Source organism: Desulfocastanea catecholica, from assembly GCF_054657295.1.
This window is the reverse complement of the sequence record NZ_BAAHYZ010000155.1, coordinates 1-328: the sequence shown is the minus strand read 5'-3', so window position 1 is coordinate 328 and position 328 is coordinate 1. Positions and strand designations below refer to the sequence as shown.

Below are 328 nucleotides of genomic sequence, written 5' to 3'. Positions count from 1 at the left end.
AAGCACTATCAAAAATCTGAACCTTTGAACCCGAATCTGGTCAGTGAGGATGCCCTTCTTTCATGCTTCTGTGATTAAATAAGCTTTTCTTGTTTCAGATAATCAATAACAGCCCCGTTGAACACTTCCGGTTGTTCTATGGGTGACAAGTGCCCCGCTTCTTTTATTTCGGTGATTGATGCATTTTTAATGTGATCTTTCAGATATGAACCAAACTTGGGCAGACTGAGTTTGTCATCTTCTGCAGTCAGTACCAGAACCGGAGTGGTGATAGAAGAGAGTTTCTCCGTTACATTGAACCGGTCGCATGCTGTAAAATCAGCATAAG

The 328-nt window shown here is 41.8% G+C and carries 1 protein-coding gene; it reads right to left on the bottom strand.

Features of this window, described 5'->3' with window-relative positions; genetic code table 11:
• Nucleotides 1-74: 74 nt before the first annotated feature.
• Nucleotides 75-328: alpha/beta fold hydrolase (locus tag ACYQ8U_RS23325; protein ID WP_459947942.1), on the bottom strand; the 254-nt coding region annotated here is incomplete at its 5' end.